The sequence below is a fragment of the Actinomadura physcomitrii genome (assembly GCF_008923205.2).
Lineage (GTDB): Bacteria > Actinomycetota > Actinomycetes > Streptosporangiales > Streptosporangiaceae > Spirillospora > Spirillospora physcomitrii.
Window position 1 is genome coordinate 1 of the sequence record NZ_WBMS02000050.1, and the last position, 23,465, is coordinate 23,465.

Below are 23,465 nucleotides of genomic sequence, written 5' to 3' on the forward strand. Positions count from 1 at the left end.
GCGCCACTCCGCTCCGCTAGCGCTCCGCTCCGGGCTTCGGCCACCCCCGGTGGGGGGCCAGCCCCCCCACGCCCCCCGGCGGGGGCTCCGCCCCCACACCCCCTGCCGACGGCCCCGGGTTTATGGGGTGGTTGGGCGGGGTGGGGTGGTTGGGTCGGTGTCCTTTACGCGTTCCAGGACGCGTAGGGAGCCCTGGGCGCGGCGTTCCTCGAAGGCGCCGCTTGCCAGGGCTCTCAGGTAGACGTGGTAGGGAGGCCGGCCGCCGTCCTTCGGGTCGGGGAAGACGTCGTGGATCACCAGGGCACCGCCGAGCGCGACGTGGGGTGCCCAGCCCTCGTAGTCGCCCTGCGCGTGCTCCTCTGCGTGGCCGCCGTCGATGAACAGCAGCGCCAGCGGTGCGCGCCAGAACGCCGAGACCGTCCGGGACTGCCCGACGACGGCGACGACCTGGTCCTCCAGGCCCGCGGCGCCGACCGTCCTGCGGAACGTCGGCAGCGTGTCCATCCGCCCGGTGCTGGGGTCGACCAGGGACGGGTCGTGGTGCTCCCAGCCCGCCTGGTTCTCCTCGGAACCGTGGTGGTGGTCGACGGTGACGACGACCGTGCCGGCCTGCCGGGCGGCGGCGCCGAGGTAGATCGCCGACTTGCCGCAGTAGCTGCCGACCTCCAGCAGCGGACCGGTGGCGGCGAGCCGGGCACCGTACTCCAGGGCGGTCTCGTAGAGGACGCGGCCCTCGTCGTCCGGCATGAAGCCCTTGGCGCAGCGGGCGGCGCGGAGCAGGTCCGCCGGCATCTCCGTCACAGACGGGGTTCCGTTCATCCGCGCACTTTATCCAACGCCGAATGAGACTCGGGTCTCGCCCCGGTGTTGCCGCACCAGACTGGAACGTGTTCTACTTTTCCGGGCGGGCGGCCGGTGCCAGAACCCGGTTCGGTAGGTTGGGCGGCGCCCGTCCGAGCGAACGTTGAACGGAGAAGCCGATGAGAGTACGGGTCGACCCGCTGGTGTGCGAGGCCAACGGCGTCTGCGTCGGGCTCGCCCCCGAGGTCTTCGACCTCAACGACGACGACGAGCTGGAGATCCTCAAGCCGGACGTGCCGGCCGAGGAGGCCGACCGCGTCCGGCACGCGGTCCGCTCGTGCCCGAAGGCCGCGCTGACCCTAGAGGAGTAGTACACCCGGCGGTTCGTCAGTTGTCCGGTTCCCGTGCCATCCTGCTTCGTGCCCTTCGGACGACTAGACGATCGTGGAGTGCGGGTGGCGTACGCAGCTGCAGCGGGCCCTCTCGGGACGCTCGCGTCCGTTCTGCTGGCCGTCCCCCTCGCCGTGCCGCCGGCCGCGCACGCCGCCGCGCCCCTCACCGGGCGGCGGATCCACGACGTCCAGGGCGCGGCGCACGTCTCGCCGCTGAACGGCGCCGCCGTCGCGGGCGTCCCCGGCGTCGTCACCGCCGTCACCGGCAACGGCTTCTGGATGCAGGACCCCCGCCCCGACCGGAACCCCGCGACGTCCGAGGGCGTCTTCGTCTTCACCCGCACCCGGCCGTCCGCCGCCGCCGGCGACGCGGTCCGGGTGAACGGGAAGGTCCGCGAGTACCGGCCGGGCGGCGGGTCCGCCGGGCTGACCCGCACCGAGATCGACGCGACCGCGACGAGCGTGACCGCGCACGGCGCCGCGCCGCCCGCCCCCGTCGTCATCGGGCCCGGCGGGCGGCGGCCCCCGACCGCCGTGATCTCGGCCCGCCGCGGCGACGTCGAGAAGGGCGGCGCGCTCGATCCGAAGCGCAGCGGCCTCGACTTCTACGAGTCGCTGGAGGGGATGCGCGTCCGGATCAGCGACGCCGTCGCGGTCGGCCCGTCCCGCGACGGGCAGGTGCCTGTGCTGCCCGCCAACGGCGCCGGCGCGGGGACCCGCACCAAGCGCGGCGGCCTCCTGCTGCGCGACGGCGACGCGAACCCCGAGCGGATCGTCCTGGACGACGCGCTCGCCCCGCTGCCCGGGATGAACGTCGGCGACCGGCTGCCCGGCGCCGACGACGGCGTCCTCGACTACTCCTACGGCGACTTCACGCTGCTGCTCACCGCCGCCCCGCGGCGCGCCGACGGCGGCCTGCCGCAGGAGGCCGCGGCCCGGCAGCGGCCCGGCGAGCTCGCCGTCGGCACCGCCGGGCTGTCCGGCCTCAACCCCGACAGCCCCCCGCAGCGGTTCCGCGACCTGGCCGGCGACATCGTCCAGGGCCTCGGCTCCCCCGATCTCGTGGCGGTCAGCGGGCTGGAGGACAACAGCGGCCCGCACGACGACGGCACCGTCGCCGCCGACCAGACCGTCGCGCAGCTGATCACCGCGATCAGCGAGGCGGGCGGCCCCGCCTACGACTGGCGCTCGGTGAACCCGCGCGACGGCGCGGACGGCGGCGAGAAGGGCGGCAACAGCCGGATCGGGTTCCTGTTCCGCACCGACCGCGGGCTCGCGTTCGTCGACCGCCCCGCCGCGACCGAGCCGCTCGCCGACCCGCCGCCCGCCGCGCAGCCCGACCCGGCCGTCACCGCCGCGAAGCCACTGCGCCGCGCGGACGGCACCGCGGCCCTGTCCCGGTCGCCCGGCCGGATCTCCCCCGGCAACGCCGCCTGGAGCGGCGCCCGCAAGCCGCTGGCCGGGGAGGTCACGTGGCGGGGGCGGCGCATCATCGTCGTCGCCGACGACTGGTACCCGCGCACCGGCGACGACCAGCCCGCCTTCGGCCGGTACCAGCCGCCGTCCAGCCCCACCGAGTGGCGCCGCGACGCGCAGGCCCGGGTGGTCGCCGGGTTCGTCCGGTCCGTGCGGGCGGCGGGCAAGAAGGCCGACGTGATCGTGGCGGGGGGCCTCAACGACGGCGGGACGTCCCTGCCCGTCCAGGCCCTGACGAAGGAGGCCGGGCTCGCGGACCTGCCCGCCAGGCTGCCCGCCGGGGACCGGTACACCGCGGTCACCGGCGGGAACTCCGAGGACCTCGACCACATCCTGCTCAGCCCGTCGCTGGCCAGGAGCAGGCACCGGTTCGACATCGTGCACCGGGCGTCGGAGTTCGCGTCCCGCGCCGGGGACCACGACCCGACCGTGGTGCGCATCGACCTGCCCGGCAGGTGACGCGGTCTCCCCGTTCCGGCGTTACCGAAAAGATCGTCTATGGACGATCCGGAAACCCGCCGGTGTTTTTCTCTCCGGGGCGGGGGCAGCGACCGATCGCCACACCCCCTCCGGGAGGAGACGTCCCCCATGGCCTATCGATATCGGTCGCGCCACATCAGCCTGGTCGGCCTGATCTATCTCATCATCGGCGTGTTCGTCGCCTGGGACCGCGGCTACATCGACGCCCCGCTGCTGCGCCAGGTCGGCAGCGCGCTGCTGGCCATCTTCCTCTGGGTGCTCATTCTGCTGGGCGTGGATCTGCACATCCACGGTTGACCTGTGGCGGCACCTTCCTGTTCCGTCGGGGTCATAGACCCCAAAACGCTCAAAGAGGTACGTTCCGCTCATGACGAAAAAAGACTGCAGTTGCGGACACGGCGGCGGATGCTCCTGCCCGAAGGGCTGCTCCTGCGGCTGCAACGGGTGATCTTCCGCTAGGGCGTCGCCGCCTCCGGGGCGGGCGCCCGCCACAGCAGCGGCGTCTCGGCGCCGTCGCGGACGCCGGAACCGGTCGCCAGGAGCGTCTTCCCGGCGGACGTCAGCGCCGTGAGGCTCCGCCCGGTACGGCCGCCGAGACCCCGCGCGGGCACCCGGCGCCACGCGTTCCCGTCCGGTGAGCCGAACACGGCCGCGCCGCCCGGCGCGGTCGCGACCGCCACGACGAATCCCCGCGGCGTCGCGGTGGCCGCGGTCACCTGCCGCGCGCCCGGCGGCGTGCGCTGCACCCACGTCCGCCCGGCGTCCGGCGACACCAGCAGGCTCGCACCCGCTCCCGCCGCGAGCAGCGCGTTCCCGCGCGCGGCGACCTGCGTCAGCGGGCCGGTGCCGGGCGGTGCCGCGGGCGCGGGCGTCCACTTCGCGCCGTCCGGCGACGTCCAGACGGCCGGCTTGCCGTCGCGCCCGCCGACCGCCACGTAACCGGAACCGGCCGGCGCCACGTCGATGAGGTTCCCGGCGACCGCGGCGCGCTGCCACGTCTTGAGGTCGGCCGACCGCCACACCGTGCCGCCGCCGACCGCCACGTAACCCGTGGAGCCGGACGCGACCGCGCTGAGCGGACCGGCGGGCACCTTCGCGGGCTCCCAGACCGTCCCGTCCCGCGACGTCATCGCGAGCGCGCCCGGCCGCGCGCCCGCCGTGCGGCCGACCGCGAGCCACCCCTGCCCGCCGAACGCCACGTCCAGCAGCCGCCCCGGCGCGGACGGCACCCGGCCGCGCGTCCAGCCGCGGCCGTCCGGCGAACTCCAGACCGCCGCGCCGCCGTTCGTGCTGCCCACCGCGACCGCCCGTCCCGGGCCGGCGGCGAGGGACCGGACCGACCGCTCGGTGTGCACCGCGCCCGGCACCGCCGCCAGATTCACGCCGGACAGGTACGCGTCGCCGCCCTGCCGCCCCGCGACCGTGACCGCGCCGCCCGCCGCGACCGCGAGGCCGCTGCTGCGCACCGGCGCCGCCACCGTCCCCGACGGCCGCCAGGTGCGCCCGTCGTCGCTGCGCAGCACCGTCCGCTGCCCCTTCGCGCCCTCGACCAGGACGCCGAGCCCCGCCGCGGAACCGCCGAACCGCTCGACGCCCGCGTACCCGGGCACCGAGAACCGGCCCGCGGCCTGCCACTTCCGCCCGTCCGGGGAGGTGAACAGCACCCCGAACCGCGTCGTCCTGCGATGCTTCTTCCGGCCGGTGGTCCGCCGCCCCTCGCGCACCGTCGCGAACCCGCCGGGGCCCGCGACCAGGCCGATCGTCGCACCCTGCGACCCCTGCGCCTGCGGGACGGCCACCGCCGTCCACGTCCGCCCACCGTCCGCGGACCGCCACAGGCCATCGCTCCGCACCGTCCGCGTGACCTTCTTCTTGCCCTTCTTGCGGGTGACCTTCCGGCTGAACGTCCCGTGCGTCACCAGCACGCCGCCGGACGCCGCGACCCGGTCCAGCCCGGTGATCCCGGCCTGCAGCCCGTCGACGCGCTGCCAGGCCCGGCCGTCCGCGGTGCTCCACACCACCGCCCGGCCGCTCGCCGAGCCCACCGCGACGAACCCGTGCGCGGTCGCGGCCAGCGCGTTCACCTGGTCGTCCGGCTTGAACGCGGAGGTGTCGAGGTGCCGCGTCCAGAGCGCGCCGCCCTTGCTCAGCCACACCACCGTGCCCGCAGGAGACCGGCCGAGCGCCGCCCAGCCACCGGGCCCCGCCGCGATCAGCCGCGGCAGCTCCCCGGCCGGCGGCTCCGCGCCGTCCGCGCCGCGCACCTTCGCCGCCTTCCACGCGTGCCCGCCGTCCGCGGACACCAGGAACCGCGCACGCTCCTGCCCCGGCGTGCCGTCGCCCTCCGTCCCGGCGGCGACGACCTTCCGCCCGGACGCGGCGATCACGCCGAGGTCCTGGACGAGGCCGTCCGTCGTGGCCGCCGGGTCCGTCGCGAACAGCGCTCCGGCCGGGACCACCGCGGGCGGGCGCGGCTTCTCCGAGCCGCCGCCCTGATCGAGCGCGAACAGCACGCCGCCCGCGACGACCACCAGCCCGGCCGTCCCCGCGACGGCGACCCGCAGCCTCCGCGAGCCCCGGCTTCTCGCACGCGCGGGCGGCTCCGCCTGCGCCTTCCCGGCCGCCGCGTCGGGCTTCTCGCCCTTCTCGGTCTCGGACGGCGCGACGGCGGGCTCGGGGTCCGCGTCCTCGGGGGCGGGCGGGGCGTCCGCGCGGATCGCGTTGAGGCTCGCGGGGGCCTCGGGCTGCGGGGCGGCGGCGCGCTCGCGGGGCGGCGCCCCGTGGCCCCAGCGGATGCCCGCGGCGCGCCACGCCTCGTAGGCGCGCTGCCAGGGCGACAGGGCCGCCGGGAGGTCGGCGAGATCGGCGGCCACGCCGAAGGTCAGCCGGCGTCTGACCGCGCGCGATCCGGCCGGCCGGTCGTCGGCAGGGGGCTCCGCTCCGGCCGGGGACGGTGCGCCGTCCCGCTCCGGGGTCCTCGCCGTCACACGCGCTCCTTCACGGTCCTGGGACCACTATGAAACCGCGCCACACCGGTGGTTGTTCGCACATCGGCGTGAACGGCGGCCGATCAGGCCGCTGGAGCGTTCTATCACCTCAAGCGGGACGGATCCGATCTTTCGCCTCGATCGCCCCCTTGTAGGCGAATCCCTGGATGTGGACGACGGGCGCGTCGGGCCCGGGCGCGCCGTGCAGGTCGGCGGAGACGCCCATGCCGCCGGTCTCCACCCGGACGCCGGGCGGGACGATCACCTCGACGGTCGACTTGTAGGCGAGGACGCGGATCGTCGTGACGGGGCCGTCCAGTTCGGCGGCGCGCAGGTCGAGCAGGGAGCGCCCCTTGTAGATGACGGTGGTGTACTTCTCGGGGAGGCGCCAGCGGCCGGTGCGGCGGACGCCGCTCTTGTAGGCCAGCTGGAAGCGTCCGGCGGGCCCGTGCCCGGCGGGGGCGGCGGTCGCGGCGGCCGGCAGGTCGGACGCGACCTCGGCGAGGTCGGTGTCGGTGCGGGCGGCCAGGGCGAGGTCGATGCGCTCGTCCAGCTCGGCCTCGGTGAGCCGGCCCTCGGCGTAGGCGGTGTGCAGCCGGACGAGGACCCGGTCGCGGTCGCCGTCCGAGGCGCGCAGGCCCTTTCGCTGTTCGACGGTCATCTCGCATCTCCTTCGCGGCGGTCTGCCTTCAGCCTGGACCTTCCGGCGGGTGGAGGGTCGAGCAGACTCGCGATGTATCTTATTTCGATCTCGCTCGGTTTGCGAGAGATTCGCCCGGATCCGACTCGCGATCATGGGTGCCGGACTCGCGGGCGTCCGGCCGGTAGATTCGGATCGGCCCGTTGATTGAGGGGGGACGGTCATGGGCGGGACGGCGGGGCGTGCACACGGCCCGTACACGCTGTACGACCTGGACGCGATGCCCGAGGAGGGCCGGCGCTACGAGCTCGCCGACGGCTGGCTGAACGAGCTGCCGGGCGACCTGTGGCACGACCACGCGGCCGACACGCTGAAGACGATCCTCAAGGACGCGGCGCGGCAGGCCGACGCCGACGTCCACGTGGCGGGCGCGCCGCAGGACGTCACCACCCCGGCCGGGGTCCGCAAGCCGGACGTGTTCGCCGTCGCCCGCGACGTGGCCCGCGCCGCGCTGGAGCGGCGGACCCGCACCTACTACGGCCCCGACCTGATGCTGGTGGCCGAGGTGGTGACGCCCCGCACGGTGAACGAGCAGATCGACCGCGTCCGCAAGGTCGAGGAGTACGCGGCGACCGGCATCCCGCACTACTGGATCATCGACCTGGAGCCCCGCCCGTCGATCACGATGCTGGAGCTGGCCGGCGGGCGCTACGAGGTGGCGGGCAGGGCGCGGTCCGGCGAGACGGTGACGCTGACGGCGCCGTTCCCGATCCGGTTCGATCCCGTCCGCCTCTCCGAGATGGACTGAGGCTCCCTCCGGCCGGAGGCCGGGAGGCCGGTGGCCAGATCCTTTCAGTTGTTGGCGATCTCGCCGCTTTTTGCCGCCCCGGCGGCCGGGCAGAGTGGGTGCGTCGCAACCGAGAAAGGGAGTAATGCCATGTCGGAGCTGATGCGGGCGGTCAGGCAGGACGTGCTGGGCGGGCCCGAGGTGCTGAAGCTGGTCGAGGTCGAGCGGCCGGAGCCGGGGCCCACCGAGGTGCTGGTGCGGGTGCGGGCCGCCGGGGTGAACCCGACCGACTGGAAGCACCGCGCGATGAAGATCTTCCTGCCGGACCCGCCGTTCACGCTGGGCTGGGACGTGTCCGGCGTGGTGGAGGAGGTCGGGTTCGGGGTGACGATCCACAAGCCGGGCGACGAGGTGTTCGGCATGCTGCGCTACCCCGGCGGTGTCGGGTCGCACGCCGAGTACGTGGTGGCGCCGTCGCGGACGTTCGTCCGCAAGCCGGAGGCCATCGACCACGTGCAGGCCGGTGCGCTGCCGCTGGCCGCGCTGACCGCCTGGCAGGCACTGGTGGACACGGCGGACGTGCGGGAGGGGCAGCGGGTGCTCGTGCACGCGGCGGCGGGCGGGGTGGGCCACCTCGCGGTGCAGATCGCCAAGGCGCGGGGCGCGTACGTCCTCGGGACGGCGAGCGAGCCGAAGCACGCGTTCCTGCGCGAGATCGGCGTGGACGAGCCGATCGACTACCGGAGCGTCGACTTCGCCGAGGCGGCCGAGGACGTCGACGTGGTGCTGGACACGATCGGCGGGGACTACGCGCCGCGCTCGCTGCGCACGATGCGGCGCGGCGGGACGCTGGTGACGATCGTGGGGCGCGGGCAGTCCGGCGACGTCGCGGCCCAGGCCGCCGAGCGCGGCGTCCGCTTCGAGGGGCTGCTGGTCGAGCCGGACTTCCACGCGATGGCGCGGATCGCGGAGCTGGCGGCGTCCGGGCGGCTGCGCGCCGAGATCGACACGGTGCTGCCGCTGGAGGACGCCGCCAAGGCGCACGAGCGGGGCGAGACGGGACGGGTGTCCGGCAAGATCGTCCTCACGGTGTGAGCGGCCCCGTCACCGGTTCAGGTGGCGGAGGTAGGCGGCGCGGTCGAGGGGGTCGGCGCCGGTGCGCGGCCGCGACGGCGCGGTGACGCGGCGCTCGCCGGACGGCTCGGACCACCAGGTGCCCTCGCCGCGGGCGAGGGCGGGCAGCGCCGCCTCCGCCTCCCGCGCGCGCCCGGCGGGGATCTCGCCCTTGATCGTCCAGCCGCCCGGTCCGGGCGCGGGCTCGACGGCCGCCGCGCCGAGGCCGCCGAGCGCGGCGAGGACGGGGCCGAGCGCGTCGCCGGGCACCTCCGCCTCGAACAGCAGCACCGGGGTGGCGCCGGACGACGCGGGCCGCGCGCGGATCAGCGGGTCCTCGTCGGCGAGGGCGAGGAGCGCGGCGCGCAGCCGTCCGGCGCCGGCGGGGCGCCACCCTGCCTCGCACGCGCGCGAACGAGTTTCACGCCCCGCGGCGACGGCCGGCCCCCGGCCGGTCCCGGCCAGTGTGGAACGTCACAATCCGGCCGGGCCGGGCCTCATAGAGAGTGAGTCAGCGAGGGCGCCGGAAGGCGCCCTCCATAGCAGGAAGAGGGGTTCTCCTTGTTCACACGCTCCCGCGCAGTGAACCTGCGTACACGCGCCGCCGTCCTGGCCGCCGCGCTCACGACCGGCCTCGGTCTGACGGTCGGCGTCGCCGCGCTCCCCGCGCAGGCGGCACCGGCGGCGCCCGCCGCGACGTGGTGGGACGTCGGCACCTATGGCACCAAGTCCAAGTGCGTCGACGCCGGCCAGCAGTACGAGCGGGAAGGCTGGCCGTACAGGTGCCTGTACGTCACCGGCGCCGGGTGGGTGCTCGAGATCTGGCAGTAGCCGGCGTCCGGCACGGGCGTTGAGCAGCGGCGTGTTGTCGCCATGAGGGCTTCTTGACGGCAACACGCCGCGACGCGAGGGACCGGCGGTCCGGTTCTTCCCTAGCCTGGGAGGGTGTTGCTGCTGACGACGCTCGACGGCTGGCGCGACCAGCCCGGCCCCCGGTTCGTCCTGTCCGACGCGGGCGCGGTGTGGGCGCCCGACTCCGAGCCCGACCTGCTCGCCATCGCCGACGACGTGTACGGCGGCGACGCCGGCCAGCTCGTCGCGGTCGCGCTGGACCCCGAGCCGGGGCTGCGGCCGCCGCGCGGGGTGATCGACAAGTCCGCGGCGACGGCCGTCCGGTACGTGCGGCGCGGGCCGGACGGGCGGCACGTCGCGCTGCTGGACCGTCCCGCCACCGCCGAGGCCCTCGACCTGCTCCCGCATCCCGAGGGCGGCTGGTACCGGGAGACGTGGCGGTCGGACGTGGCGGTCTCCCCGGACGGCTATCCGGGCGAGCGGGCGACCGCGACCGGCATCTACTTCCTGCTGCCGCCCGGCGAGGAGTCGATGTGGCACGCGGTGCGCTCGGCGGAGATGTGGCTGTGGCACCGCGGCGGCCCGCTGTCGCTCCTGCTCGGCGGGGACGGCGGCGAACCGGCGGACGCGCCGGAGACGGTCACGCTGGGCGCGGACGTGGCGGCCGGGCAGATGCCGCAGGCCGTCGTCCCGCCGGGGGTGTGGCAGGCGGCGCGCCCGGCCGGGCCGGACGAGGTGCTGGTCAGCTGCGTGGTCTCCCCCGGCTTCGACTTCGCCGACTTCCGCGCCCGCCCCTGACATCCGGCATCGAGCGCGGCGCGCCGTCTCCTGCGTGGCCTCAAGGGGCGGCGCGCCGCGAGCAGGGGGTCAGTCGGAGGAGAAGGCGGCGTCGAACGCGGCGGACGGGGGTTCCATCGCGTTCAGCGCTCGGACGAACTCCAGTGCCTCGGGGGCGCCCTGGAGGCGGTCCATGCCGGCGTCCTCCCACTCGATCGAGATCGGGCCGTCGTAGCCGATCGCGTTGAGGGCGCGGAACACGTCCTCCCAGGGGACGTCGCCGCGGCCGGTGGAGATGAAGTCCCAGCCGCGCCGCAGGTCCGCCCACGGCAGGTGCGAGGAGAGCCGCCCGCGGCGGCCGTCGCCGGTGCGGACCTTGGTGTCCTTGCAGTCGACGTGGTAGATCCGGTCGCGGAAGTCGAACAGGAACCCGACCGGGTCGAGCTCCTGCCAGACGAAGTGGGACGGGTCGAAGTTCAGCCCGAACGCGGGCCGGTGCCCGATCGCCTCCAGGGTCCGGACGGTCGTCCAGTAGTCGTAGGCGATCTCGCTCGGGTGGACCTCGTGCGCGAACCGGACGCCGACCTCGTCGAACACGTCGAGGATCGGGTTCCAGCGGGCGGCGAAGTCGGCGTAGCCGCGCTCCACCATCGCCTCGGGGGTGGGCGGGAACATCGCGACGGTGTGCCAGATCGACGAGCCGGTGAAGCCCACGACGGTGGGGACGCCGAGGCGGGCGGCGGCGCGGGCGGTGTCCTTGATCTCCTCGGCGGCGCGGCGGCGGACGCCCTCGGGCTCGCCGTCGCCCCAGATCCGCGCGGGCAGGATCGCCTGGTGGCGCTCGTCGGGCAGGTCGCAGACGGCCTGCCCGACGAGGTGGTTGGAGATCGCGAACACCTTGAGGTCGTGCTCGGCGAGCGTCTCGAGCCGGCGCGGGACGTAGTCGTCGTCGGCGAGGGCCTTGTCGACCTCGAAGTGGTCGCCCCAGCAGGCGATCTCCAGGCCCTCGTAGCCCCAGCCGGACGCCAGCCGGCAGACCTCCTCGAACGGCAGGTCGGCCCACTGGCCGGTGAACAGGGTGATCGGTCGCGCCATCACAGGCTCCCCTCGACGTCGGCCCAGGCCCCGGACGCGGCGCTCGCCGCGACCGCGTCGAGCACCCGCTGCACCCGCAGGCCGTCGGCGAACGACGGGCTCGGGTCGGTGCCGCCGGCGATCGCGGTGAGCAGGTCGGCGGCCTGGTGGGTGAAGGTGTGCTCGTAGCCGAGCAGGTGGCCGGGCGGCCACCACTGCCGGGCGTAGGTGTGCACGGGCTCGGTGACGACGATCCGGCGGAACCCCGCCGTCTCGGCGTCCTCGGTGCCGTCGTAGAACCACAGCTCGTTCATCGCCTCCAGGTCGAACGACAGCGCGCCGGACGAGCCGCTGACCTCGATGCGGAGCGCGTTCTTGCGCCCGGTCGCCATCCGGGTGGCCTCGAACGAGGCGAGCGCGCCGCCGTCGGTGCGGCCGATGAACAGCGCCGCGTCGTCCACCGTGACGGCGGCCGTCCCGCCGCCGGGCTTCGGGCGTTCCGGGACGAAGGTGTCCATCACGGCCGACACCCCGACGAGCCGGTGCCCGGTGACGAACTGCGCGGTGTCGATAATGTGCGCGCCGATGTCGCCGAGCGCGCCCGTACCGGCCCTGTCACGGTCCAACCGCCAGCTGAACGGCGCCTCCGGGTCCGTCAGCCAGTCCTGCAGGTACTGCGCGCGGACGTGCCGGACGGTCCCGATGCGCCCGTCGGCGACGAGGTCGCGGGCGAGCGTGACCGCCGGGACGCGCCGGTAGTTGAACCCGACCATCGACCGGACGCCCTTCGCCCGCGCGCGCTCCGCGGCGGCCACCATCGCCTCCGCCTCCGCCGACGAGTTCGCGAGCGGTTTCTCGCATAGGACGTGCTTGCCCGCGTCCAGCGCCGCGACGGCGATCTCGGCGTGCGTGTCGCCCGGCGTGCAGATGTCGACGATCTGCACGTCGTCGCGGTGCAGCAGCTGCTTCCAGTCGCCCTCCGACGACGCCCACCCGAGCGTGCGGGCGGCCGCGGCGGCCCGCACGGCGTCGCGTCCGGCGAGAGCGGCCATCACCGGGGTCAGCGGCGGCCCGAAGAACGGCCCGACGCTGCGCCATGCCTGGGAGTGGGCGCGCCCCATGAACGCGTGCCCGACCATCCCGACTCCGACGGTGGTCAATGTGCTCACCTCTCTGTACGGGGCGCGCCCGCCGGGGTCTCCGGCGGGCGCGCCGCGGCCCCCGGCGCTCAGGACTCGAAGCCGAGCGGCAGGTAGCGGCCCACGTTGTCCCTGGTGACGGTCTCCGACGCCAGCGTGATCGACTGCGGCGGCTCCAGCTCCACCAGGTCGGCCATGCCCTTGCCCTGCGCGAGCAACCGGGCCAGCCGGACCGCGGACGCGGCCATCGTCGGCGGGTAGGTGACGGTCGCCTCCAGCACCCCGTTGCCCGCCTTGATCTCCCGCATCGCGTTCGCGGACCCGGCGCCGCCGACCATGAAGAACTCCTTGCGGCCGGACTGCTTGATCGCGGCGAGCACCCCGACGCCCTGGTCGTCGTCGTGGTTCCACAGCGCGTCGATCTTCTTGTGCGCCTGCAGCAGGTTCGACGCGACCTGGTTGCCGGTCTCGACGGTGAACTTGGCGTCCTGCTTGGCTGTGACGGAGTAGCCGTAGGACTTCAGCGCGTCCGCGAATCCCTTGCTGCGGTCCTGCGTGAGCGGCAGCGTCGCGATGCCCTGGATCTCCACGATCACCGGGTTCGACACGCCCTTGGCCTTGAGCTTCTTGCCGATGTAGTGCCCGGCGGACACGCCCATGCCGTAGTTGTCGCCGCCGATCCACGTCCGGTACGACAGCTTGTCGGGGAACACCCGGTCCAGGTTGATCACCGGGATGCCGGCGTCCATCGCCTTGCGCGCGACCTGGTTCAGCTGCTCGCCGTCGTTCGGCAGCATCACCAAGACGTTCACCTTCTCCGAGATCAGCGACTCGACCGCGGAGATCTGCTGGTTGATGTCGTTGGTCGGCTGGACGGGCTTGAACGTCACGTCCTTGTACTTCTTCGCCTGCGCCTCGGCGTTCTTGGCGATCGCGGCCGTCCAGCCGTGGTCGGCGGCGGGCGCGGAGAACCCGATCACGACCTGCTTGCCTGGCTTGTCGTTGTCGCCGCCGAGCGCGCCGGTCTGCGCGGCCGGGGCGGGGTCGTCCTTCTCCTTGTTGCTGGTGCAGGCGGTCGCGAGGGCGCCGGCCGCGACGGCGGCGCCGCCGAACAGGACGCCTCTGCGGGTGGGGCGGGTGCTCTGGTCGCGCATGACGTGCTCCTGGTTTCCGGGGGGTGGGGGCGGGGGGCGCGCGGCGGGACGGACGGGTCAGGGGTGTGTCAGGGGTCGGATGGGCAACGGGGTCAGGTGGGCGAGCGCAGGCCGCGGCGCTGCAGCAGCACCGCGATGCCGATGATCACGCCCTTGGCGATGAGCTGGTCGCTGGTCTGCAGGCCGTTCAGGATGAACAGGTTCGTGATGAGGGTGAACACCAGCACGCCGAGGATCGACCCGGCGACGGTGCCGCGCCCGCCGGTCAGCAGCGTCCCGCCGATGATCACCGCGGCGATGGCGTCCAGTTCGTACAGGTCGCCGTGGGTGCTGGAGCCGGTGGTGGTGCGGGCCATGATGATGATCGCCGCGACGCCGCAGCAGAACCCCGACAGCGCGTACAGCAGCAGCGTGTGCCGCCGGACGTCGATCCCCGCGAGCCGCGCCGCCTCCGGGTTGCCGCCGACCGCGAACGTGCGGCGGCCGAACGTGGTGCGGTTCAGCAGCACCCACCCGGCGACCGCGACGGCCGCGAAGATGTACACCACCAGCGGCAGCCCGAGCACCTTCGTGGTGGACAGCGACTCGATCGCGTCGTTCTCCGGCCTGATCAGCTGGGTCTTGCGGTCCGACATCCGCTGCGCCAGCCCGCGCGCCGACACCAGCATCGCCAGCGTCGCGATGAACGGCACCATCCGGCCGTAGGAGATCAGCAGGCCGCTGACGACGCCCGCGCCCGTCCCGACGAGGATCGCGCACAGCGCCATCACCGCCGGGCCGTACGACTGCGTCGCCACGGTCGTCGCCCACACCGACGCCAGCGCCATCACCGACCCGACCGACAGGTCGATCCCGCCGCCGATGATCACGAACGTCTGGCCGACCGTGATCACCCCGATGGTGGCGGCCAGCGCCAGGATCCCGACCAGGTTGCCCGAGGTCGGGAAGTTGTCGGGCTCGCTGATCACGCCGACCACCGCCAGCAGCGCCAGCGCGGCGACCAGCCCGAGGTGCCGGAACTCGCCCGGCCCGCGGCCCGCGCCGGCGCGCCGCAGCGGCCGCAGCGGCCCCTTCGCCCACGCTCCGCGCGCCGGGGCGCCGCGCACGCCCGCGTCCGTCTCGGTCACAGGGCGCTCCCTTCCATGATCATGTTGAGTACGGCGGCCTCGTCGAGCCCGGCGGCCGCGCCGCTGTGCACGACCCGGCCCTCGCGGACGACCAGCACCCGGTCGGCGAGGCCGAGCACCTCGGGCACCTCGCTGGACACCAGCAGCACCCCGATCCCGCGCGCCGCCAGGGCGCGGATCACCGCGTACAGCTCGGCGCGGGCGCCGACGTCCACGCCGCGGGTCGGCTCGTCCAGGATCAGCAGCCGCAGGTTCCGCGCGCCCGCCAGCCACCGCGCCAGCACGACCTTCTGCTGGTTGCCGCCCGACAGCGTCACCACCGGGCGGCGCGGATCGGGCGGCCGGATGTCCAGCGCCTCGATCTGCTCCCGGACGTCCGCGAGCTCGCGGCGCCGGTTCAGCCAGCCGAACCGCGAGTACCGGCGCAGGCCCGCGACCGTCACGTTCCCCGCGACGGAGTCGTTCAGCAGCAGCGCCTGGCTCTTGCGCTCCTCCGGCGCCATGCCCATCCCGCGCCGCACCGCCGCGCCCGTGTCGCCCGGCCGCACCGGCCGGCCGTCCACCAGCACCCGCCCGCGCGCCGGGCGCCGCGCACCGTAGACCGCCTCGAGGATCTCCGAGCGGCCCGACCCGACGAGCCCGGCCAGCCCGACGATCTCGCCCGCCCGGACGGAGAACGACACGTCCGCGAACGCGCCGGGCAATGTCAGCCCCTCGACCCGCAGCACCTCGGCCCGGCCCTCCTCGGCGCCGCCGTCGCCGTCTCCGGCGTCGTCGCCGTCCGGTGCGGGGCGGTCGGGGAAGACGTACTCGATGTCGCGGCCGGTCATCAGCGAGACGATGTGGTCGGTCTTCGTCGTCTTGGCGGGCAGGCCGTTCGCGACGGACCGGCCGTCCTTCAGCACGGTCACCCGGTCGCCGATCTCGCGGATCTCCTCCAGCCGGTGCGAGATGTACACGACCGCGACGCCGGACGCGGTCAGCTCCCGGATGATGCGGAACAGGTTCGCGACCTCGTCGTGCGCGAGCGCGGCGGACGGCTCGTCCATCACGATGAGCCGGGCGTCGTGCGACAGCGCGCGGGCCATGCTGACCACCTGCTTGCCCGCCGCGGGCAGCCGGCCCGCCTCGCGGCGCGGCGGGATCTCGCCGTGCCCGAGCCGGCCGAGCAGCTCCCGCGCGGCGCGCTCGGCGTCGCCGCGCCGGGTGAAGCCGAGCGTCGCGCGCTCGTGGCCGAGGAAGATGTTGTCGGCGACCGACAGCCCGTCGACCAGGTCGAGCTCCTGGTAGATGGTCGCGATGCCGGCCCGCATCGCGGCGGTCGGCCCGGCGAGGCGCGCCGGCCGGCCGGCGAAGACGATCTCGCCGGCGTCCGGCTGGTGCGCGCCGGCCAGCACCTTGATCAGGGTGGACTTCCCGGCGCCGTTCTGGCCGAGCAGGCAGTGCACCTCGCCGGCCCGGACGTCGAGGTCGACGCCGTCCAGCGCGCGGACGCCGGGGAACTGCTTGACGATGCCGCGCATGCGCAGCAGCGGTTCGGGGTCGGACGGGCCCATCGGGCCTCCTCGGGGGTCAGGAGGGACGCGGGTCGGGCGGCGGGGAGAACACGTGGTCGCTGATCAGCCGGGCGCCGCCCACCACCCCGGCGGCGCCGGCCAGCTCCGACAGCACGATCGGCAGGTTGCCGGTCGCCAGCGGCGCCGACCGGCGGTAGACGACGCTGCGGATCTCCGCGAGCAGGGTGTGGCCGAGCCCGGCGACGCCGCCGGCGATGATCACCAGGCCCGGGTTGAAGAAGCTGACCAGCCCGGCGAGGACCTGCCCGACGTGCCGGCCGCCCTCCCGGATGATCCGCACCGACGCCGGGTCGCCCGCCGCCGCGGCCTGCGCGACGTGCTCGCCCGACAGCTCCCCGTGCGCCTCCAGCAACGCGGCGAGCTGCGGCGACTCCCCCGAGCGCGCCGCCGCCCGCGCGTCCCGCGCGAGCGCCGCGCCGCCGAAGTAGGCCTCCAGGCAGCCGGCGTTGCCGCACGCGCAGATCGGCCCGTCGTCGTCGATCCGGATGTGCCCGATGTCGCCCGCGCTGCCGGACACGCCGCGGTAGATCGCGCCGTCCACGACGATGCCGCAGCCGATGCCGGTACCGATCTTCACGAGCAGGAAGTCGTCCACCGACCGCGCGAGGCCCGCGTGCAGCTCGCCGAGCGCCATCAGGTTCACGTCGTTGTCCACCAGCACGGGGCAGCCGAGCTCCGCGCCGATCGCGTCGCGCACCGGGAACCGGTCCCAGCCCGGCATGATCGGCGGGACGACCGGCATGCCGTCCCGGAAGCTCACCGGCCCCGGCACGCCGATGCCGGTGCCGTGCACGCGCGGGATCAGGCCCTCGTCGCGCAGCTTGCCGAGCAGGTCCAGCGCCCGGTCCAGCACCGCGGTCGCGCCCTGCCGGACGTCGCACGCCTCGCTGACGTGGCCGAGCACCTCCAGCGCGCCGTCGGTCACCGCGACGTCGATCGAGGTGGCGCCGATGTCGAACGCGACGAACCGCAGGCTCGGCGACAGCCGGACGATCCCGGACCGCCGCCCGCCGCGCGACGCCGCGAGCCCGGCGCCCTCCACCAGCCCGAGCTCGACCAGCCGGTCCAGCTCGACGGCCAGCTTCGAGCGCGACAGCCGGACGACGTCGCCCAGCTCGGCGCGCGAGCGCGGGCCCTCGTCGCGCAGCAGCCGCAGCAGCCGTGCCTGATGCACGTTCTGCGGACGAGCCGGCATGCGCATCACGCCGTCCTCTCGGGTTCCGTTCGGCGGTCCCGGGGCCGTGTGACCCCGGTCTCATGCGGAGACCGTAACCGGCTTTCGCCGCTTTGAGAAGACCTTTCCTTCAACTCGTACCAACTTTCTCCATTCGTAGGACAAAGTCGGTCATGAAAAAGCCCCGGACCGGGACGTGCCGGGTCCGGGGCTCTCCCCTCAGCTCAGTACTTCCCGAGGGGGACGACCCCCCACACCCCCTGACGGCTCAGTAGGTGACCGGCTGGCGGCCGGCGCTCATCGTGCGCATGATGTGCTCGACGAGCGTGATCAGCACCCGCTTGGCGTCCTCGCGGTCGCGCACGTCGCAGTCGATCACCGGGATCTCGGGAGCCAGGTCGAGGGCGTCGCGCACCTGGTCGTGGGTGTGCCGCCCGGCGCCGTCGAACCGGTTGACGCCGATGATGAACGGCACGCCGCGCCGCTCGAAGTAGTCCACCGAGGCGAAGCAGTCGGCCAGCCGGCGGGTGTCGACCAGCACCACCGCGCCGAGCGCGCCCTTGGCCAGCTCGTCCCACATGAACCAGAAGCGGTCCTGGCCGGGCGTGCCGAAGACGAACAGCACCAGGCCGTTCGGCAGGGTGATCCGGCCGAAGTCCATCGCCACGGTCGTCGTCGTCTTGGACGCCACCGCCGAGGTGTCGTCGATGCCGATGCTCTTCTCGGTCAGCGCCTCCTCGGTGCGCAGCGGACGGATCTCGCTGACCGCGCTCACCAGGGTGGTCTTGCCTACTCCGAAGCCACCGGCCACAAGGATCTTGACGGTCAGCGCGGAATCGCCCGCCTGGGCGGCCGCGTCAGAGCGCACGGATTCCATCGATCACTTCCTTGAGTACGCGCTCGCTGGGGAACTGCGCCACCGGCGCGGGGCGCCGGACCTGTATCAGCGAGCGGTCGAGCAGGTCGCCGAGCAGGACGCGGACGACCCCGAGGGGAAGTTCCAGATCCGACGCTATCTCGACAACCGACAACGGGGTGCGGCAAAGCTCCAGGATCATGTCATGTTCCGGCTCCGGCGACCACGGGGATGCCGGAATAGCCGGAGATGCTTCCGCGCCGTCCGGCGCGTCGACGGCCTCGATCAGCGCGACGAGGTCGAACTCGACGCCGTCGTAGTGCGTGCGGCCGCCGGTGAGCGCGTAGGGGCGCACGACGGGGCCGGCGGCGTCGTCGAACCACGCCGACCCGCCCGGCGCGCCGGGCCCGGCCGCCGGCGAGCCGCCCGCAGTACCGCTCACGGGGCCGGCCTCGGCGCCGGCCGGGTGCCGGTGCGGCCACTCGGGCACCGAACTCTCGGTCCCGTCCACCTTCACACGCCGCCCTCGGCGGCGGCCGCCCGCGGGCTGGCCGACAGGTGCTGGCCGACCCGGGTGACGAGCATCGCCATCTCGTAGGCGATCATGCCGAGGTCGGCGTCGGCGTCGGCGAGGACCGCCAGGCAGGCGCCGCGCCCGGCGGCGGTGACGAACAGGAACGCCGACTCCATCTCCACGATGGTCTGCCGGACCGGGCCGCCGCCGAACGACTCGCCCGCGCCGCGCGCCAGGCTCTGGAAGCTGGCGGCGACGGCCGCGAGGTGGTCGGAGGCCTCCTGGCCCAGGCCGCGGGAGGCCGCCATGCGCAGGCCGTCGCTCGACAGGACCACCGCGTTCTGCACCTGGGCGACGCGCTGGACCAGGCTGTCGAGCAGCCAGTTCAGTTCGCCGCCGGCACCGCCCGCGGCGTTCGCGCCGGGATGCTGGGCATCTGTCATGGGGCGTCGTCCTCCTGGTCACCTCGGTTGGGCTGATCGTCAAGGCCGGGCGGTGCCTGCGCCTCGGCGTCGGCCGCCTCCCGCCTGCCGCGCTGCCAGCCGCGCTGCATGGCGGACATCATCGAGCGCATGGACTCCGGCGAGCGCGCCGCGTCCGGGCCGTCCGGTGGAGCGGTCCCATCGCCGGGCGGGACGTCCGGAGCTCCCGCGTCGGCGGGAACGGGGGCCGCGAGCGGCATCGACGGCTCCCGCGACGCCGGCCGCCAGGGCTCGGACGGCTGGGGCGCGGCGGCGGGCGGTGGTGCCTGCCCCCGCTCGGCCAGGTGGGCGTCCACCCGCTGCTTCAGCTGGGGCGCGAGGTGCGTCTGCCGGCGGCGCTTCGGAAGCTCGCCCTCCTGCGGCGGCGCGGGCTCGCCGCCCGCCGCCTGGGCGGGCTCGGGGGCGGCACGCCTGCGCTCCGGCAGCGGCGCCTCGTCGCCGGCCTGCTCGGGCCGTCCGGATTCCGCCCGCACCGGCTGCGCCCCGGCAGGCTCGCTCGTCGCCGGATCGGGCCGAGCCGGCCCGGCTTGGACGGGCTCGGCTTGTGCGGGCTCAAGCTGCGCGGGATCGGGCTGCGCGGGATCGGGCTGCGCGGGATCGGGCTGTGCGGGATCGGGCTGTGCGGGAACGCCGGCGATCGGGCCGGCCTGGAGCGAGTCGGCCCGCACCGGCTCGGCCTCCGCGACCAGCCGCACGACACCGGCCTGCTCCACCGCCGCGCGCGCCGGCGCCGGCAGCGCGCCCGCGGGCGCGGCGGGCAGCCGCATCGGCCCGGTGTCGCGGCGCTGGACGGGCTCCGGCTCGGCGGTGTCCACGATGAGCGAGCCGGGGATCAGCGCGATCGCGGTCGTGCCGCCGTACGGCGACTGCCGCAGCGTCACCTTGATGTCGTGCCGCTCGGCGAGCCGCGCCACGACGAACAGGCCGAGCTGCGCGCTGTCGGACGGGTCGAACTCCGGCGGGTCGTCCAGCCGGGCGTTCGCGGCGCGCAGCGCCTCCTCGGTCATGCCGAGGCCGCGGTCCTCCACCTCGATCGCGAAGCCGTTGGCGACCGGGTGCCCGCTGACCCGCACCGGCGACTGCGGCGGCGAGAACGTGGTGGCGTTCTCCACCACCTCGGCGAGCAGGTGGATGACGTCGGCGACGGCGGAGCCGAGCAGCGCGATCCGCGGCAGCGGCTGCACCCGGACGCGCGGGTAGTCCTCGACCTCGGCGACGGCGCCGCGCACCACGTCCACCAGCGGGACGGGCCGCCGCCAGCCGCGCCCGGCGGTCTTGCCGGCGAGGATGACCAGGCCCTCGGCGTGCCGCCGCATGCGGGTCGCGAGGTGGTCGAGGCGGAACAGGTCCGACAGCTCCGACGGGTCCTCGGTGCGGCGCTCCATGGTGTCGAGCAGGCTCAGCTGGCGGTGCAGCAGCGCCTGGTTGCGGCGGGCGAGGTTGACGAACACCTCGCTGATCCCGCGCCGCGCCGCGACCTCGCCGGCCGCGGCGACCAGCACCGCCTCGCGGGCCCGGTCGAAGGAGTCGGCGATCTGCCGGATCTCCCGGATCCGGAAGTCGACGGCGGGCTCCGGCTCGGGCTCGGCGGGCCGCCCGGCGCGGACCTGCTCGGCCAGCAGGGGGAGCCGCGTGCGGGTGAAGTCGACGACGGCGCCGGCGAGCGTGCGGCACTCGCGCAGCAGCCGCCGCGACACCCGGATCGCGATGAGGGCGGACAGCACGACGGCGAGCAGCCCGAGACCGCCCGCGACGCCGAGCCGGACGAACACGCCGACCGCGACGTGCTGGGACCGGCCGGTGAGGTCGTCGAGGGTGCGGTTCTCGAAGCGGTAGAGGCCGTCGTCGGCGTCGTCGGCGACGCTCCGCCACTGGGCCGGGTCGACGACCGGGGTCTTCGCGGTGCGGGCCGTCCGGCCGGCGGCGCCGCCCTGCGAGCCCGTCCCGGACGCGGCGCCCTGCCCGGTTCCGGAACCCGTACCGGCGGCCGTCCGGCCCTGGGCCGGCTTCTTCTTCGCGGCGGTGCGGACCGGCTCGGTCTCCCGGATGACCTGGTCCTCGAGCTTGCGCAGCTGCGCGAACTGCGGCGTGGCCGTGAGGCGCTCGTAGCGGGCGCGGTCGACGGCCGGCAGGCTCGGGACGTTGTCGGCGTAGGCCATCCGCTGCGCGCCGACGAGCTGCGCGAACTCGCCGCGCTCGGCGGCGCTCAGGTGCCCGGCGGCGAGCGCGCCGGTGAGCAGCGCGTCCTCGCGGGACAGGAACTCCCGGCCGCGGCCGACGGAGGTGAGGGTGCGGGCGTCGGCGGTGATCGTCCCGTTGTCCGGGGCGGTCGCCATGTAGATCGCGAAGCCGGCGTCGATGATGCCGCTGTAGTCGGCCAGCACCTCGGCGCGGGTGGACGCCCGGTCGTCGACGCCGCGGCGGGTCGCCTCCAGCGTGCCGAGCTTGGCCAGCAGGTCGTCCATCCGCTTGACGACGCTCGACTGGATCGAGCCGCGCAGCGCGCCGTCCCCGAAGCCCTTGCGCAGCTCCTTGACGGCGCCGTCGGTCACCTGCCGCTGCGTGCGCAGCACGTCGGGGTTCGCCGCGCGCGACGACCCGGCGTCGGCCATCGACAGCCGGCGTTCCTTCTGCAGCGCGTTCAGCAGCCGCTGGGTCGGCAGCACCGCCTCCTGCTGGAACTTGCGGCTCTGCAGCAGCTCGTGGGCGTCCCCGTAGGTGATCCCGGTGAGGAACATCCACAGCGCGGCCAGCGCGAGCAGCGGCACGAGGACCAGGAGCGTGATCCTCGCCCGGATGGAGGAGAAGCGGGGGCCCATCACGGCAGGGGGACCATGCTCACATCGGCGGCTTTCGGGGAGGGGGGATGCGACATGCGGGGGAAACCTCCCGATGCGGGATGTACGGGGGTCTGCCGGACTCTACTACGTCGCGGGTCCGCGACGATCAGGTGACCGAGCGTCATGTCCGGGGTCGTCGGCGTCCGGCCAGCTCAGCACGTGCTCCATCAGCGCGATGAGGACCTGCTTGGTGGACGCGCGGCGGCGCGCGTCGCACAGCAGCACCGGGACGCCCGGGTCCAGGTCGAGCGCGATCGCGACGTCCCGCGGGTCGTGCCGCTGCGCCCCGTCGAAGCAGTTGACGGCCACGACGAACGGCAGGCGGCGCCGCTCGAAGTAGTCGATCGCGGGGAACGAGCCGGTCAGCCGGCGGGTGTCGGCGAGCACGACCGCGCCGATCGCGCCGGCCGCCAGCTCGTCCCACATGAACCAGAAGCGGTCCTGGCCGGGCGTGCCGAACAGGTAGAGCAGCAGCTGGTCGGAGAGCGTGATGCGGCCGAAGTCCATCGCGACGGTCGTGGTCGTCTTGGCCTGCACGCCGGTGAGGTCGTCCACGCCGACGCCGCGGTCGGTCAGCGGCTCCTCGGTGCGCAGCGGCCGGATCTCGCTGATGGACCCGACGAAGGTGGTCTTGCCGGCGCCGAACCCGCCCGCGATGAGGATCTTGGTCGTGACCAGCGGGCGGGCGCCCGCGCCGGCGTCCGGCTCGGCGGGGCCGCCGAACCAGGGATGCTCGCCGCCGCCCGGCGCCGCGCGGCCGGGGGCCGCCTCGCCGGGGGCCGCCTCGCCGGGGGCCGCCTCGCCGGGGGCCGCCTCGCCGGGGGCCGCCTCGTTGGGGTTAGAGGGCGCGTAGGCCATTGAGGACCTCCCTCAGCACGCCGCGTCCGGGCCGCCCGCCGGCGGGGGCGGCGGAGTCCACCACCGCGATCAGCCCCTCGTCGCGCAGGTCGCCGAGCAGCACCCGGACGACGCCGAGCGGCAGCCCGAACTCCGAGGCCAGGTCGACCACGGCGACCGGGCGGGCGCAGCCGCGCAGCAGCCGCACGTGGTCGGGGCTGTAGCGCAGCCGGTCGCCCGGCTGCGCGCCGGTCGCCGCGACGACCGCGATCAGTTCGAAGCCCTCACCCGCGGGACGGGTGCGGCCCCGGGTCCGCGCGTAGGGGCGGACGAGCGGGCCGGCCTCCCGGTCCAGCCACCGCTCCGCCGACGGGTCCATCGGTCAC

General features: G+C 74.8%; 23 protein-coding genes. 7 read left to right on the forward strand and 16 right to left on the reverse strand.

The features are described from left to right. Window positions 1–120: 120 nt before the first annotated feature. Complete coding sequence (locus F8568_RS39580) at window positions 121–819, reverse strand: class I SAM-dependent methyltransferase (RefSeq protein WP_236009944.1); 699 nt, start codon at window positions 817–819, stop codon at window positions 121–123. A 161-nt stretch (window positions 820–980) separates the two neighbouring features. Between F8568_RS39580 and F8568_RS39585 the strand changes: the two genes are divergently transcribed. The 3 genes from F8568_RS39585 (at window position 981) to F8568_RS39595 (ending at window position 3,446) form a co-directional block, all read left to right on the forward strand. After that, window positions 981–1,172, forward strand: coding sequence for a ferredoxin (locus tag F8568_RS39585; RefSeq protein ID WP_151598811.1), 192 nt, complete (start codon window positions 981–983; stop codon window positions 1,170–1,172). Window positions 1,173–1,256: 84 nt separating this feature from the next. Continuing rightward, window positions 1,257–3,128: an endonuclease/exonuclease/phosphatase gene (locus tag F8568_RS39590; protein ID WP_328601228.1), complete on the forward strand. Its 1,872-nt coding sequence runs from the start codon at window positions 1,257–1,259 to the stop codon at window positions 3,126–3,128. 129 nt (window positions 3,129–3,257) lie between these two features. Further along, window positions 3,258–3,446: a hypothetical protein gene (locus tag F8568_RS39595; RefSeq protein ID WP_151598813.1), complete on the forward strand. Its 189-nt coding sequence runs from the start codon at window positions 3,258–3,260 to the stop codon at window positions 3,444–3,446. 158 nt (window positions 3,447–3,604) lie between these two features. On the opposite strand, the gene F8568_RS39600 is transcribed toward F8568_RS39595, so the two are convergent. Next, complete coding sequence (locus F8568_RS39600; protein WP_151598815.1) at window positions 3,605–6,136, reverse strand: hypothetical protein; 2,532 nt, start codon at window positions 6,134–6,136, stop codon at window positions 3,605–3,607. Between the two features lie 109 nt (window positions 6,137–6,245). Next, window positions 6,246–6,797 carry a DUF1707 SHOCT-like domain-containing protein gene (locus tag F8568_RS39605; protein WP_151598817.1) on the reverse strand — a complete coding sequence of 184 codons (552 nt, stop codon included), beginning with the start codon at window positions 6,795–6,797 and terminating at the stop codon, window positions 6,246–6,248. A gap of 202 nt (window positions 6,798–6,999) precedes the next feature. Here F8568_RS39605 and F8568_RS39610 point away from each other — a divergent pair, with 202 nt between their 5' ends. Further along, window positions 7,000–7,584 carry a Uma2 family endonuclease gene (locus tag F8568_RS39610; RefSeq protein WP_151598819.1) on the forward strand — a complete coding sequence of 195 codons (585 nt, stop codon included), beginning with the start codon at window positions 7,000–7,002 and terminating at the stop codon, window positions 7,582–7,584. Between the two features lie 141 nt (window positions 7,585–7,725). Further along, a complete protein-coding gene (locus F8568_RS39615; RefSeq protein ID WP_151598900.1) occupies window positions 7,726–8,658 on the forward strand; it encodes an NADP-dependent oxidoreductase in 933 nt (310 codons plus the stop codon). A gap of 9 nt (window positions 8,659–8,667) precedes the next feature. On the opposite strand, the gene F8568_RS39620 is transcribed toward F8568_RS39615, so the two are convergent. Further along, window positions 8,668–8,967 carry a hypothetical protein gene (locus tag F8568_RS39620; protein WP_151598820.1) on the reverse strand — a complete coding sequence of 100 codons (300 nt, stop codon included), beginning with the start codon at window positions 8,965–8,967 and terminating at the stop codon, window positions 8,668–8,670. A 291-nt stretch (window positions 8,968–9,258) separates the two neighbouring features. On the opposite strand from F8568_RS39620, the gene F8568_RS39625 reads away from it, so the two are divergent. Then, the gene (locus F8568_RS39625) at window positions 9,259–9,507 is read left to right on the forward strand and encodes a hypothetical protein (RefSeq protein WP_151598822.1); all 249 of its coding nucleotides are present in this window, start codon (window positions 9,259–9,261) and stop codon (window positions 9,505–9,507) included. A 114-nt stretch (window positions 9,508–9,621) separates the two neighbouring features. Next, window positions 9,622–10,326 carry a cupin domain-containing protein gene (locus F8568_RS39630; protein WP_328601229.1) on the forward strand — a complete coding sequence of 235 codons (705 nt, stop codon included), beginning with the start codon at window positions 9,622–9,624 and terminating at the stop codon, window positions 10,324–10,326. A gap of 69 nt (window positions 10,327–10,395) precedes the next feature. On the opposite strand, the gene F8568_RS39635 is transcribed toward F8568_RS39630, so the two are convergent. The 12 genes from F8568_RS39635 to F8568_RS39690 all read right to left on the reverse strand — a co-directional run bounded on the left by F8568_RS39635 (window position 10,396) and on the right by F8568_RS39690 (window position 23,458). Then, on the reverse strand, window positions 10,396–11,400 hold the full coding sequence (locus tag F8568_RS39635; protein WP_151598823.1) for a sugar phosphate isomerase/epimerase family protein: 1,005 nt from the start codon (window positions 11,398–11,400) through the stop codon (window positions 10,396–10,398). Next, window positions 11,400–12,548, reverse strand: a complete 1,149-nt coding sequence (locus tag F8568_RS39640; protein ID WP_160573927.1) for a Gfo/Idh/MocA family protein — start codon at window positions 12,546–12,548, stop codon at window positions 11,400–11,402. Before F8568_RS39640 ends, F8568_RS39635 begins: the two co-directional genes overlap by 1 nt. A gap of 59 nt (window positions 12,549–12,607) precedes the next feature. After that, entirely contained in the window at window positions 12,608–13,672 is a 1,065-nt protein-coding gene (locus tag F8568_RS39645) for an ABC transporter substrate-binding protein (protein WP_151598824.1), read from the reverse strand. Between the two features lie 92 nt (window positions 13,673–13,764). Continuing rightward, on the reverse strand, window positions 13,765–14,799 hold the full coding sequence (locus tag F8568_RS39650) for an ABC transporter permease (RefSeq protein WP_328601230.1): 1,035 nt from the start codon (window positions 14,797–14,799) through the stop codon (window positions 13,765–13,767). After that, the gene (locus F8568_RS39655) at window positions 14,796–16,355 is read right to left on the reverse strand and encodes a sugar ABC transporter ATP-binding protein (RefSeq protein ID WP_151598825.1); all 1,560 of its coding nucleotides are present in this window, start codon (window positions 16,353–16,355) and stop codon (window positions 14,796–14,798) included. The genes F8568_RS39650 and F8568_RS39655 overlap by 4 nt, the downstream gene beginning before the upstream one ends. 16 nt (window positions 16,356–16,371) lie before the next feature. Then, window positions 16,372–17,577, reverse strand: coding sequence for an ROK family transcriptional regulator (locus F8568_RS39660; protein WP_202125889.1), 1,206 nt, complete (start codon window positions 17,575–17,577; stop codon window positions 16,372–16,374). A gap of 241 nt (window positions 17,578–17,818) precedes the next feature. Then, on the reverse strand, window positions 17,819–18,427 hold the full coding sequence (locus tag F8568_RS39665) for a GTP-binding protein (RefSeq protein ID WP_151598826.1): 609 nt from the start codon (window positions 18,425–18,427) through the stop codon (window positions 17,819–17,821). Beyond that, window positions 18,408–18,923: a DUF742 domain-containing protein gene (locus F8568_RS39670; protein WP_328601231.1), complete on the reverse strand. Its 516-nt coding sequence runs from the start codon at window positions 18,921–18,923 to the stop codon at window positions 18,408–18,410. Before F8568_RS39670 ends, F8568_RS39665 begins: the two co-directional genes overlap by 20 nt. Next, entirely contained in the window at window positions 18,920–19,363 is a 444-nt protein-coding gene (locus F8568_RS39675; protein WP_151598827.1) for a roadblock/LC7 domain-containing protein, read from the reverse strand. The genes F8568_RS39670 and F8568_RS39675 overlap by 4 nt, the downstream gene beginning before the upstream one ends. Beyond that, window positions 19,360–22,221, reverse strand: a complete 2,862-nt coding sequence (locus tag F8568_RS39680) for a sensor histidine kinase (RefSeq protein ID WP_151598912.1) — start codon at window positions 22,219–22,221, stop codon at window positions 19,360–19,362. Before F8568_RS39680 ends, F8568_RS39675 begins: the two co-directional genes overlap by 4 nt. A gap of 105 nt (window positions 22,222–22,326) precedes the next feature. Continuing rightward, window positions 22,327–22,920, reverse strand: coding sequence for a GTP-binding protein (locus F8568_RS39685; protein WP_207750436.1), 594 nt, complete (start codon window positions 22,918–22,920; stop codon window positions 22,327–22,329). 160 nt (window positions 22,921–23,080) lie between these two features. After that, on the reverse strand, window positions 23,081–23,458 hold the full coding sequence (locus F8568_RS39690; protein ID WP_151598830.1) for a DUF742 domain-containing protein: 378 nt from the start codon (window positions 23,456–23,458) through the stop codon (window positions 23,081–23,083). Window positions 23,459–23,465 lie beyond the last annotated feature (7 nt).